The sequence below is a fragment of the Alteromonas sp. AWM4_230 genome (genome assembly GCF_056158305.1).
This window is the reverse complement of record NZ_JBSWTB010000001.1, coordinates 3271253-3284565: the sequence shown is the minus strand read 5'-3', so window position 1 is coordinate 3284565 and position 13313 is coordinate 3271253. Positions and strand designations below refer to the sequence as shown.

Sequence of the window (13313 nt, the reverse complement as noted above, 5' to 3'; positions counted from 1 at the left end):
ACGCGGTTTAGACAACACCCCAGTTTGAGGGCGTTAATTGACGCAGGCTAGCCTGTGCATGCTAATGAACGCGTCTTAACGTTATATTTAGCTGTAAGCACGAATCTTCCGATGACCTAAGTAGGCTTTGCCGTCACTTCGAGGGTCGCTCGCGCCGCTAACAGTGCCTTCTGTGTCGCGAATAATGGCACCCGCATGACCCATAAGTTCGTTGCAAGGGTCTACCGTTACCATATCGTGCCCTCTGGCCAGTAAGCTCTCGCCCACGTATTCAACTAGGTCACGCTCTGCTTTTAAGTTGTGGCTTTGATCGCCCCACGTTCTGCCAAGTAACCATCGACCAAGGGAAATGGCTTTACCAATAGGCTGTCCGTGGTAAATATGGCGGGCAAATAGCGCCGCTTGGGTTTGAGGTTGACCCTCACCGCCCATGGTGCCGTAACTCATACGACGTCCGTCGATAAGCTCGGCAAACGCTGGGTTTAACGTATGAAATGGCTTTAAGCCAGGCGCTAAATATTGGTTACTGTTTGGGTCTAGCGAGAATGAAGTACCTCGGTTATTCCATACAATGCCAGTTTGTGGGCTAACTATGCCTGAACCGAACTCCCAATAAAGAGATTGAATGTAGCTCACCATACGACCTTCTGAGTCGCAGCATCCCATCCATATGGTATCGCCATGCTTGGCTTCGTGTGGCCACGGCAATGCTTTATCCAGTGAAATGTTTTTCACCATTTCATCAAGCGCGTCGTCACTTAACAGGCTCTGTAAATTAACCGGGGTGCGCGACGGGTCGGTTACATTTGCATTGCGGGCAATGAAAGCTTGTTTTGTACACTCAATCAGTAAATGCACCATGTCTGCATCGGTATTGCCTAAATGCTGAACTTTGTCATAAAGCGCTAAGATAATAAGCGAGGCTACACCTTGCGTTGGCGCAGGTAGGTTATAAAGCTTGCCTTTGCTGGTAGATACTGACAATGGCTCAACAATCGTTGCTTTATAATTGTTGAAATCTTCAAGGCGAATAGGGGAGCCAGCCGCTTCTAAGTCCTCAGCTAGTTTTGCAGCTAATTCACCGTGGTAAAAATCATCAAGCCCTTTATCTGCCAAATGCTTCAAGGTTTCTGAAAGCTTTGTCAGCTTTAAAATTTTGCCTTTTTTAAGCGCCTTGCCTTTAATTAAAAACTGCGCGAAGTTCTCGTCAGCGCTTAGTTCATCGAAGGTTTTGTTACTGGCATCAACTAAACTTTGGGTAACTTCAATACCCCAGTTAGCTTGGCTTATCGCCGTATCGAATAATGTGTTTAACGGTAAACCGTTTTGCCATTCGTGACTTATCTCTAGGGCAGCTTTCCAACCGGCGACGGCGCCTGCCATTGTCAATGCAGACTTCCCGCCTCGGCTTGGTATAGCATCGCTACCTTCGTAAAACGCAGGCGTAGCGCCTTTTGCTGCTACGCCAGATGCATCAATACCAATAGGTTTTTTGCCCGGCTCACTGATAAGCCAAAACCCGTCACCACCCATGCCGTTCATATGCGGGTACTCAACTGCAATAGAGGCAGCAGCGGCTACCATAGCTTCAATAGCAGTGCCGCCTTTTTCTAGTATGTTTAAGCCCACTTGTGATGCTGCAAAGTGAGGGGCTGTAAACGCAATATTAGGTTTTTCACTCATAATTATTTCCTTCAAAAACTCAGCAACCACGCCGTCGTGTTTAGCCTTAATTAGTTAAAGGCTAGGTAAATTGACAAGCGTTTTGGTCTTACTTCCGTTCCTACTTTCTACTTGAATGCAATAGGGCGCTTTCTGCCTTACTTTAGTGCGGTACAACCGTCACTTAAATGAGGTTTATACAGATACGTTGCGCGCTTTACACCTTTAGCGAGTGGTTAGCGTTTTAGCTAACGCGAGAAGTGCAAGATCGTTGCCTTTTTTGCCCACAAGCGATAATCCGCACGGGGCATTGTGTAGGGTAAACAACGGTAAATGAAGCTGGGGTAAACCCGCAAGCCCGGCTACTGCAGTAAGTGCGAGCAGAGCGTTTCTATCATTTGCCAGAGTCGTATCGTCGGCGTCACATCGAGGTGCAACACCAGGTGTTGTGGGAATAACCAAAACGTCTATTTCTTCAAACAGCCTAGTTAAATGGTTTATTACCACGGTTTGCTGCGCTTTTGCTTGTTCTACATCTTGTGTTGTTATGGTTTTACACCAATCCAAGCGCAACATAATATCGTTAGCGATGTCGGGTTGAGTACTTTCAATCCATTCGCCATGCTGCTGCCAAATTTCACTGCCTTGTAACGTGCGAAATGTAGCGGCGGTTTGTAACTTGTTTAAATCAAGCTGTGCTTCTGATAGCGCAATACAATTATTGCTGTCTTCAAGGGCGTTAAGCCAAGTTTGGCAAAGCGATTTGTGAGCGGTTTGCTCAAATAAGTGTGCCGCTATAACCAAGCGAGGTTCGTCAGATATGTCACTTTGCGTAGCGCTATCAAGACAAACATTGGCTACCTTTGTCAGCGTATCTAAATCCCTTGTCATCCATCCCACGGTATCGAACGATGGCGCAAGGGCTACCATGTTGTCGCAAGCGACGGCGCCATGGGTGGTGCGAAGCCCCCATAAACCCTGATAGCTAGACGGTACGCGTATAGAGCCACCTGTATCGGTACCAAGACCAATGTCGGCAAGGTGGGCGCTAACCGCCACCGCAGAGCCCGACGAAGAACCGCCAGGTATATGAGCTGGCGCTACCGGGTTCACAAGCGTTTCATAATGCTTATTTTGCCCGTGTAAGCTGTAAGCAAGTTCGTCAGTAATGGTTTTACCTTTAAACGCGACACCTGCTTTAAGCATGTTCGCCACGCAGCTATTCGTACTTTTTGGTACGGGGTGCGTAGCCAACCAATCCGGGTTGCCCGCTGCTGTTGGTAAACCTTCCATATCGAATAAGTCTTTTACCGCAAGCCCTAAACCGCTAAGTGGTTTGACTGGGTTACGCGCTTTTTTTGAATCTTCGGTTAACCCTTGGCTTGCCCCGTTATTTAAAGAAGACGTGTCGCCCTCACGGTTATCAATGCCATTAAAGGTTGCTTCTAAATTTTTAATCGCCTGCGTGAACTTTGCATCACAGGGCTTTACTACAAAAGGAGAGCTCACAGCGCGTTACTTATTAATTATTGTTTCTTTATTAGTCTTTCTGTCATGAAACAACTGTTTCACTTTAAAGTCAAGAGAAACGATCGTTGCTTTTCGCTTCAATAGAAATAAATTCCTGACAGGAAATAGAAGAAGGCGTAAGCAAAAACGCAAAGCAAGGATCGGTTATGGCCTATTTTGGCTGATCACGGCTGATTAGCGCTAAGCACGTTTACAGAGTTATATGATTTTCTGAGTCTTACACTTCACCTATTTGTCTGCGTTTTTGCTGGATTAACTGACGATAGGTTAATAGGAGTAGGTTAAAGGTATACGTACCCCCATTAGATCGTGGCTGCGGTTATAGCTAAAAGCCTTGAGGGTTTTCCTTTAGAAAGGCAGCTTCTTCGGCTGTCGATTCACGGCCTAACACCGAGTTTCGGTGCGGGTAGCGACCAAACCTTTCAATAGTCGCCTGATGGCGTTTCTCAAACGTATATTCCCGCTCAAGCCCTTCTTGAGAGAAGAGTTCCATTGCAACATCGTGAATAGCTAACGATTCGCTGTGCATAAAAGGCATATAAAGAAACGCCCGTTGTTGCGGGGTAAGCATTTTATCAGCCTCTACGCTTACCGCTTCTTGAGCCAATATTAGCGCTATATTGTCAGCACTAAACGCATCCGGCTGATTGCGATAAATATTTCGGGAAAATTGATCAAGAAGAATAATTTCGGCAAGCCTACCTGTGGCCGTAGCGCGCCAAGGCCAAAGTTCACCCCGCGCAGCCGCTGCGCGCAACGTAGAAAACCGTGAAGCAATGGTTTTATCTAGTGCAGAATCTTCCTTAAACCATTGCTCGGGTGACAGTTCACCAAACCAAAAGTCTAGTACACCGTTAGCCTCTTCCATGACTACTCGCGTTTTATCCATATTCACCTCAACTACACGCTTACTGCAGTAAAATTAAAGTCATTAAGACTTATACCTTTTTTTTATCGGAAAGGTTCCATTTTCGCTTGCGAAATCGTAATTGTGTGCTACGACCGCCTTTACAGTATTGCTTAAAAAGTGTGCTATGGGAAGAGTTAACGTTTAGGACTTTCTAGTTCATCCATTTGAATGTAGATATCTGTAATAGCATCAACACGGTCTGCGGCCTTGCTGCCTAAGGCATCATAGGTAAGGTTACATAGGGATGCGACTAAGCTCATCGGCGCGGCGTAGCTATCGAAAGGAGAGTCGCTGCCAATGTGGGTTACAAGGAGGTGGTCTACATCGTGGCGGTAACCTTGGCCTGTAGGGTCGGTAATTAGTACAGTTTTGCAGTGTTTAATGCTGTTTAGAACAAACTTAAACTGGCGGGTCCTGCGTCGAAAGCCGAAAAGCACCACAAGATCGTTCTCAGTAAGATCAATTAGATCTTCACTAAGGGTCTGCCCGGGTTGGGGCAGAACGCGAACCGACGTCCTAATTTGCTTAAGCTGCTGCCTAAAATGAAGGGCGATAGGGTAAGCGTTGCGAAATCCAATTAACGTAACCTGACCTGCTGAGGCAAGCAATGTCGCTATATCTCTTAATGCCTCAGACGATGTACCTTCGAACGTATTAGCTAAATTCTTACTATCACTTTCATGCTGTAAAACGCTGCTTGAGGGGTTTACTACAGGTACGCCTTGCTCTCGCAGTTGTACCAATGCGTCTTTGGCTTGTTGGTGCGACTCAAAGCCTAACTGGCGAAAAAAGCGACTTACTGTAGCTTTCGAAGTTCCTGTTTTTTCTGCAATAAATGAGGTGGACTGGCTGAGTACGGCGATTGGATTTTGCTGAATGTAATGCGCGATAGATTTGCCCGAAGGCGACAACGCGGCATAGTGTTTTTCAATCTGTTGTAAAACGTCGCTAGGGCTATTTTTTGTCATTGGTATCGCCTTATACATCTTGTGCAATTATTTCACGACTTTTGTTCGATATACAAACACAACGTGAAATCTACTAGTCAATTCCACTGAAAATAACCAAGGGTTGCGAAGATAGGAACGATAAGAATGGATAAATAGGTTATCAAACGCCGCTCTTCACACTTTATTTTTCGAAACCAAATTTAAAAACTTTAAAGCCAATAAGGGGTTATCAAAACGAAGCGCTTCATTGGGCTAAAGTTGCATCTAATTACTTCTTCAATTCACACATTTTGGCACTACACTTTCATACATACTAACGGTAAAAATTCACGAAAGTGTCATCAGTTGGTAATTATTTTGTTGGCTTAGCTGTTTTTTCAGGTACACCAGATTAACTGGAAAGTTCTACAGCGAGTTCAGCGTGGTCTAAAGAAAGAGGTGAGTTGTGGCAAAGCTGTGGTCTGAATTGATCTTGCTATTTGTAGCAGTTCCTTTTGCCGTTCTTTACTGGATTAAGCATTTTGCAGATTATCTCATGCCTATATTAGGGGTAATGGGGCTGTGCTGTTTGGCTGTCTTGTTAGCAGATAAACAATTTAAACGTTTTAAATTGTGGCATTGGGAAGATTATCGAATACATTTTAAAAGTACGCTCAGGCTATTTTTGCCGTGGGCGAGCTTATTGGCGCTGGTAGTTTATTTTTTAAAACCAGAGCTGTTTTTACACTGGCCTATGAATCAACCGTGGATGTGGGTAGCGACTTTGCTGATTTACCCCATAGTGTCAGTTATCCCGCAAGAGATAATCTTTCGCACCTATTTCTTTCACCGGTACAAGCGTATTTTGCCCTCCAAATACGCAAGATGGGCGCTAAGTACCTTTCTGTTTGGGCTAGCTCATTTGGTGTATGGTAACTGGATTGCTGTAATAGTCTCTTGGGTTGGCGGTGCTATTTTTGGCTACAGGTATATGCACACAAACTCAACGCCTGTTGTGGTTATTGAGCATGCCATCTGGGGAAGCTTCTTGTTCACCATTGGGTTGGGATCTTATTTAGTTATTGCTTCGTAACCATTTTTGTTAATAACAATCACACATGAACACCAAGGAGTAGGGTTATGTTCAGTGCTTTGCAAACTTTGCTATCAACAATCGCAAATAAATGCTTAGAGAATAGTTTCTTTTCCAGCGGCGTATCCGAAAGTTTGAGCGGCGTAGTCACAAACTTAAACGGCATAGTCCTGAATTTAAAAGAAATAGCTTTCAACCCCTTCACACAAACTCTGCTTCAGCAAGATGATGACGCTGGTGCGATAACTAGCTTGTCGAGCGCTCAGTCGTTGCTCTCGCAGCTATGGGATAGCTTTATTTATCGTTTGCCAGGCATGGCGCTAGGAATAGTTATTATGGTGGCGTTCATTCTTTTGGCGCCACACGTTGCAAAGGTTTTAGTTAAGCCGTTAACGCGTACTACCACATCTCCGCTTCTGCGCTCGGTAATTCAGCGAAGCGTTAGCCTAATTTTAATACTACTGGGTATTTATCTGTTTTTGTTTTTAGCAGGGCTTACTGGGTTTGCCATTGCGGTAGTGAGCGGTACTGGTGTCGTTGGGCTTATTCTTGGTTTCGCGTTTCGCGATATTGCAGAGAACTTTATTTCAAGCCTTTTGCTTACCATTCAACGTCCGTTTCGAATAGGCGATATCGTACAAATTAATGACTTCACCGGCATTATTCAGAAAGTGACGGCACGTGCGACAACGCTGGTGGACTTTGACGGTAACCATATACAAATACCCAACGCGACTATTTATAAAGGTGTGATTAAGAACTTAACCGCTAACCCGCTTATGCGAGGGCACTTTGTTATTGGGGTAGGTTACGACGCCGACATACAAGATGCGCAGCGAATTGCCCGCGAAGTTACCGCAGAGCAAGGCAATGTGTTAAGCGACCCTGAACCTCAAATTCTTATTGATGAGTTGGGCGCTTCTACCTACAACGTAAAGGTTTATTTTTGGGTGGATGTAGAGAAAACCAGCGTGCTCAAAATGGCGTCTGTGCTAATGCGTAATATTACGCAAGCGTTCTTAGACGCGAATATTAGCATGCCGGATGATGCTCGAGAGCGGATATTCCCACAAGGTATGCACCTTAGTGTTGAGAGAAGCGAACCGGTAGGCTCGCAACGCCATGAAAAAAACTCAGAAGACTGCCTAGAGCAAAGCCTAGAACTAAAACCAGAGCTAAGCCCAGAACCAAAGCCTGAACCAGGTACAGAAGGCAGGGAAAGCGTGTCTACAGGCTTTTTTGGTGGAAAAGAATCGGCCCAAGAAGATGCAGTTGAGCATGCAAGTGATAAAAGTGATAGAGCTAAAAGCAGTAAAAGCACTGACAACTTGAAGAACCAGAGTCGAAATACGAGCCAGAGCAAGAACCCGTTGGGTCACAGCGCGGCTGGTGATTATACTGTTGAGCCCTCAGGTACTTCAGAGCACAGTAACGAGCAGCAAAAAAATAGTAGCCGCAAAGATGATAGCCATAAAAGTAATAAGCAACCAGAAACTCGCCAACGGCCGACATCTGTTCAAGATGACGTATCATCAGAAGCGCACGAAATAAGAGAGCAGGCTCGCAAGTCGAGAGACCCAGAAGCTGGGGAAAACATCTTGTAGCAATGCAACTATTTTGGTTTAAGGGGTAAGTGTGTAGCGCTGCCCGTTAAACCGGTGGTACTGGTGAGAGGTTACACCTGCCCAGAAACCCTTGCCACAGGTTAACGTGGGCTTTCATAGCGCGACTGTATTCATCAAAACCGTCTTGAGAGTGAAGTCTAATATAACGCTTGAACTCTTCATGTAACGAAGGCTGTTTAAGCCAGTCTTCCCACAAGGGAACTAGCTTGTAATGATATTGGTTTACCAAGCTTCCTACTGGCTGTATTTCTTCAATAAAAAATAAATAAAACACATTGCGCAGTATTTTTGCTTTATCACTAGCGCGGCCTTCTGGGCAGCTTACCGCATCCAGTTCAGTGGTTAGCATATTGGTAAGCAAAGAGAGATTTTGCGTTAGCGTCTGCTGTGTATGCCATAGCGTAGCGGGTAACCGCGCTGAACGTATAATTTGCAGCTGTTGTTCTAACTCGCTGCTGTCGATAAGGCTTTCGTCGCTGTCAACCGGGCTTTTATTAATGACCTTGTCACTGGCGCTACCATTATCGCCACCAGAAGCGTTGCCCACCCGGCTATGATTGGCGGTCAACGTTTTAGCGCTATGCTTTGATGCCGTTTCGTCAGAAGAAAATGACATCTTGTTCAAGCTGCTTAGGTAAAACAGCGCATTTACGCTTGAAAGGGCGTCTTTATTATTTTCAACGGAAAACAGGCGTTCAGGGGTATTTAGCGCCAACCTTAACTCTTGGCTTCCCTGAATAAGGTTCGCCCACGTTTTGCTGTAATCTTGTGACTTTTGTTCACGCCACGAAGCAATAGTTTCGGCCAGTGCCTGATTGTTTTTGAAGGCGTTTTTACTCGCTTTTTCATCTGGGCTTTCACTTGCACTGCCAGCTTCCGAGAGCACTGCTTCACAGCTTTTCAATACGCTAAGTAGCTTGCTTTCATAAGCTAGCCTTTGGGACGGCAACTGGCTTTTTCCCAACGATGTATTGCGTTCGGCAACTACAGTGCCCAGCTCACAATCTTGCAGTGCATAAAATTCGCGCAAGTTAATGCTAACACCCTCTATAGTGTGTTTTAGCGTGGCTGAGTCGGCCAGTTTAGGAAGTGGGGTAGTGATCTTGTCGTTAAATGTATCGGGTAGGGGAGTGTCTAGTACTCTTGAAAGTCGTTCTGCGTAATCTTCAATGCTCTGCTTTACCGTATCGCCTCCAAAGCATCCGAACAAGGTTGCTAAGCTAGCACCGACTATGCTTATACGGCAGAGTTTTATGAATTTACCGCCGCCGTATACATTTGTATCTTGAACGTCGCGTGCGCTTTTATTCCCATAGCTGCGCTCAATTCTATCCCCATAGCCGCAGGCGCTTTTTAATTGAAAAGGCAGGTTGCGTAAAGCCTTCATGCTGATGCACCAGTGTGAAGACCACGACCACCGTCAACATAGATAATTTGCCCTGTGATATAGGGCGCCGACACTAAAAACGACAACGTATTAGCAATGTCTTCTGGCGTACCTAGTTCGCCCAGTGGAATGCTTGATAGCAGTTTGTCTTTTTCTGCATCATCCATTTCCCGCTCTGGCCATAAAATAGCGCCAGGGGCGATACCATTTACACGTACATTAGGGGCTAAATCTATTGCTAACGATTGGGTAAGCGAGGCAAGGCCCGACTTAGCAATTAAATAAACGCTATGTTTTGGAAGCGGCCGGTCAATATGCATATCGACCATATTGATAATGCAGCCTTTGTTAGCTTTTAAAGCGGGAGCTAGCGCTTGTGATAAAAACAGGGGGCCTTTTACGTTGCTTCCTACTAGAGAATCCCAATCATCTTCTGAAATATCGCCTATGGGCGTAGGGTAAAAGCTTGAAGCATTGTTTACTAACACATCTAGCTGGCCCCATACATCTAGCGCCTTTTTGCCTAGTGCATTTACTTCGTCCGAATTGCAAAGGTTGGCTTGTAGGCAGGCGGCAGAATCCGCTCGCTGACTATTTAGTTTTTCAGCCAGCGCAAAAGCATCGTCTTTGGAGTGCCCATAATGAATAATAATGCGATAGCCTTCACTGTGTAGCTTACACGCCATGGCGGCGCCTATTCGTTTAGCTGCCCCAGTAATCATTGCTACAGGAAATGCAACAGGGCCTGAATTTGTCATAATAAAAGCTACTCTCTATTTTAAATCGTTTGGCGGTTTTAAGGCTTGTGTACTGCGCTTTTTTAATGCCTATATATGTCTTCTAATATCTGTTCGGCTTGCGCAATATAATGTGCGCCGAATAATAACCCGTGATTTAAAATATGGTAAAGCTGGTAAATTGGTTTTCTTAACGCGTAATTTTTTTCAATTGGCGTGTGCTGGTGGTAGCCATCAAAGAAGGTATCAGGGAAACCACCAAACAGTTCAGCCATAGCAAGGTCGGTTTCCCCGTCGCCAACATACACGGCAGGGTCGAACAAAACAGGCCCTTTTTTATTAAAGCCCGCATTACCCGCCCATAAATCGCCGTGAAGCAGAGATGGGTGGGGTTGATGCAAGCTTAATAAGTGCCTTACCTTTGTAACGATATTATCAATATCGCCGTTTTGTTTTGTCCATAGCCCATTCAATGCCAAGCGTTCTAACATACTGCCAATGCGTTTCTCGGCAAAAAAGTCGGCCCACGATGCCATGCGCCCGTTGGTTTGCACGCTGGCTCCGATATAGTTGTCGTGGGGCCACCCATAGCTGGTGTAGGCGTTAACGCTATGTAGCGCAGCAAGCTGTTGCCCTAGCGTAAAATAATCGCTTAGGGCAGGCTCAACAAATCGAATGTGTGAAAGTACTAAATATTCCATATTGGGCGATTCGTTAGCCGTAATACCATGGCAAATAACTTGGGGTGTAGAAATGGTTTGTGTGTTGGCAATAGCAGTGAGCCCTTCCGCTTCATGGGAAAGTTGCTGGGTGTCGTCGTAGCGCCTCGTTTTTACAAAATACCTGTGAGTCTCATCTTTTATGATGTAGCTTTCGTGAGTGTCGCCACCGCTTACGCGCTCAGCCTTCTGGCAGCTAAAAAATTGCTGGGTTTCATCTGAAATATGCTCGCTTATAAAATGCCACATATTACATACTCTGCTTGGTTTAATGCTTAAGCCCAAAAAGGCGGAAAGGGTGATGTGCAACAATTGGTCTAATGCAAATTAAAGCTTATACAAGAGGCTTGTTTTTTCACCGTTATCGCCTTCAACTAAAGTATGGGTTAAAAATGGTGAAATGCATAAGTTACAACATCAAATCTAATTAAAAACCTATTTGATATAAACAAAGGCACACTAATTAGTGAATTAAGGCTTTTCAATATTGAAGTTGACCATACACTAGTTATAATCCACCACTTGCTTTAATGCGGCTTGTTTAACGAATGCTAAGTAAACAAGTGCAGCGCGGGTATCTTATTGTTACGCCAACGCGATTAATGTAAAGCAAGTTTCGAGTGCTAAAAAGCACGATTAAATTTATCAAATAAATGCATGTGGCGCAGAGTAGGCGTCACCACTGTAAAGGAATTAAAATGCCTGTAATTACCCTTCCTGATGGAAGCCAACGCGCTTTCGATAACGCTGTTTCTGTACTAGACGTTGCAAACGATATTGGCCCTGGTTTAGCCAAAGCAACCATTGCAGGGAAAGTAAACGGTGAATTAGTTGACGCCGTTGATATGATTGACGCGGACGCACAACTTCAAATTATTACTGCAAAAGACGATGAAGGGTTAGAAATTCTTCGTCACAGTTGCGCGCACTTGTTAGGTCACGCTATCAAACAACTTTGGCCTAACACCAAAATGGCTATCGGCCCAGTTATCGACAACGGTTTCTATTACGACGTTGATATGGAAGAAAGCCTAACCCAGGAAGATTTAGCCAAACTAGAAAAGCGTATGCTTGAACTGGCTAAAACCAATTACAACGTGGTTAAAAACAAAGTTAGCTGGCAAGAAGCACGCGATGCATTTGAAGCACGCGGCGAAAGCTACAAAATGGAAATTCTTGATGAAAACATCAGCAAGGACGACCGCCCAGCACTTTATCACCACGAAGAATACACAGACATGTGTCGTGGACCTCACGTGCCAAACATGAAGTTCTGTCACCACTTCAAACTAATGAAAGTGGCAGGCGCTTACTGGCGTGGCGACAGCGACAACAAAATGCTTCAGCGTATTTACGGTACTGCATGGGCCGACAAGAAGCAGCTTAAGTCTTACCTACAGCGCCTAGAAGAAGCAGAAAAGCGCGACCACCGTAAAATCGGTAAAGCACTTAACCTATTCCATTGGCAAGAAGAAGCGCCAGGTATGGTGTTTTGGCACAACGATGGTTGGTCAATTTATACCGAACTAGAAAGCTTCGTACGTAAGAAGCTTCGCGAATACGGCTACGATGAAGTAAAAGGACCATTGATGATGGACCGTACGCTTTGGGAAAAATCGGGTCACTGGGACAAGTACGCTGAAAACATGTTCACCACAGAATCTGAAAAGCGTGAATATGCGGTTAAGCCGATGAACTGCCCTGGCCACGTACAAATTTTCAACCAAGGTTTGAAATCGTACCGCGACCTACCGCTAAAAATGGCGGAGTTTGGCTGCTGTCACCGTAACGAACCATCGGGCGCACTACACGGTCTAATGCGAGTTCGTGGCTTTACGCAGGACGATGCTCATATATTTTGTACAGAAGAACAGATCCTACAAGAGGTAAGTGACTGTATTAAGATGGTATATGAGACATACGCAGCGTTTGGTTTTGAAGATATTAAAGTTAAGCTGTCTACCCGCCCTGAAAAGCGTGTAGGTGCTGACGAAATTTGGGATAAATCTGAAGCTGCGCTTGCGGAAGCACTTAAAGCCAACGATATCGAATTCGATTATCAGCCAGGCGAAGGTGCGTTCTACGGGCCGAAAATTGAGTTTACGCTGCACGATTGCTTAGACCGTGCATGGCAGTGCGGAACCGTACAGCTAGATTTCTCAATGCCAGGTCGTTTAGGCTCTACCTATGTAGCTGAAGATGGCGAGCGCAAAGTACCGGTAATGATTCACCGCGCTATTTTGGGTTCACTTGAACGCTTCATTGGTATTTTGACCGAAGAATTTGCAGGTTTCTTCCCACTTTGGTTAGCACCTCAGCAGGTTGTTGTAATGAACATTACTGACAAACAAGCTGATTACGCATCAAATTGTGTAAAAAAACTGCAAGATTTAGGGTTTAGAGCAAAGTCTGACTTGCGTAATGAGAAGATCGGCTTTAAAATCCGCGAGCACACACTTAAGCGTATTCCATATATGCTAGTTGTGGGCGATAAAGAAATGGAAGCAGGCGAAGTAGCAGTGCGCTCTCGTCGCGGTGACGACCTAGGCAAAATGCGCCTGGAAGACTTTATTGCCATGGCTCAACAAGAAGTTGTAGAAAAGACAATTAAATAGTTGAGCAATTTGTGTATAATGCACAAGTAAGGTGTCTGCTTTTGGTTTTACTTTAGGTCAATCGACCAACCCAGAAGCAGACAAAAGAATTAAATGTTTGGAGGAA

General features: G+C 45.1%; 10 protein-coding genes. 3 read left to right on the top strand and 7 right to left on the bottom strand.

Annotation, left to right across the window (positions count from 1 at the left end; genetic code table 11):
• Positions 1-87 precede the first annotated feature (87 nt).
• The 4 genes from ACXACS_RS14090 to ACXACS_RS14075 all read right to left on the bottom strand — a co-directional run bounded on the left by ACXACS_RS14090 (position 88) and on the right by ACXACS_RS14075 (position 5070).
• Complete coding sequence (locus ACXACS_RS14090; protein WP_474807473.1) at positions 88-1683, bottom strand: gamma-glutamyltransferase family protein; 1596 nt, start codon at positions 1681-1683, stop codon at positions 88-90.
• A gap of 204 nt (positions 1684-1887) precedes the next feature.
• A complete protein-coding gene (locus tag ACXACS_RS14085) occupies positions 1888-3171 on the bottom strand; it encodes an amidase (RefSeq protein WP_474807471.1) in 1284 nt (427 codons plus the stop codon).
• Positions 3172-3517: 346 nt separating this feature from the next.
• A complete protein-coding gene (locus tag ACXACS_RS14080; RefSeq protein WP_474807469.1) occupies positions 3518-4081 on the bottom strand; it encodes a DUF924 family protein in 564 nt (187 codons plus the stop codon).
• A 155-nt stretch (positions 4082-4236) separates the two neighbouring features.
• Entirely contained in the window at positions 4237-5070 is an 834-nt protein-coding gene (locus ACXACS_RS14075; RefSeq protein ID WP_474807467.1) for a MurR/RpiR family transcriptional regulator, read from the bottom strand.
• A gap of 427 nt (positions 5071-5497) precedes the next feature.
• Between ACXACS_RS14075 and ACXACS_RS14070 the strand changes: the two genes are divergently transcribed.
• On the top strand, positions 5498-6124 hold the full coding sequence (locus ACXACS_RS14070; protein WP_474807465.1) for a CPBP family intramembrane glutamic endopeptidase: 627 nt from the start codon (positions 5498-5500) through the stop codon (positions 6122-6124).
• A gap of 47 nt (positions 6125-6171) precedes the next feature.
• Positions 6172-7728 (top strand): mechanosensitive ion channel family protein, encoded by a 1557-nt coding sequence (locus tag ACXACS_RS14065; protein WP_474807463.1) that lies wholly within the window; start codon positions 6172-6174, stop codon positions 7726-7728.
• A gap of 46 nt (positions 7729-7774) precedes the next feature.
• On the opposite strand, the gene ACXACS_RS14060 is transcribed toward ACXACS_RS14065, so the two are convergent.
• From ACXACS_RS14060 to ACXACS_RS14050, 3 genes are all read right to left on the bottom strand, one after another.
• Entirely contained in the window at positions 7775-9136 is a 1362-nt protein-coding gene (locus tag ACXACS_RS14060; RefSeq protein WP_474807461.1) for a DUF3080 family protein, read from the bottom strand.
• Positions 9133-9894 (bottom strand): pteridine reductase, encoded by a 762-nt coding sequence (locus ACXACS_RS14055; protein WP_474807460.1) that lies wholly within the window; start codon positions 9892-9894, stop codon positions 9133-9135. The genes ACXACS_RS14060 and ACXACS_RS14055 overlap by 4 nt, the downstream gene beginning before the upstream one ends.
• A gap of 62 nt (positions 9895-9956) precedes the next feature.
• Entirely contained in the window at positions 9957-10841 is an 885-nt protein-coding gene (locus ACXACS_RS14050) for a fructosamine kinase family protein (protein WP_474807458.1), read from the bottom strand.
• A 449-nt stretch (positions 10842-11290) separates the two neighbouring features.
• Between ACXACS_RS14050 and thrS the strand changes: the two genes are divergently transcribed.
• Complete coding sequence (gene thrS / locus ACXACS_RS14045) at positions 11291-13207, top strand: threonine--tRNA ligase (RefSeq protein ID WP_474807456.1); 1917 nt, start codon at positions 11291-11293, stop codon at positions 13205-13207.
• The last annotated feature ends 106 nt before the right edge of the window (positions 13208-13313 follow it).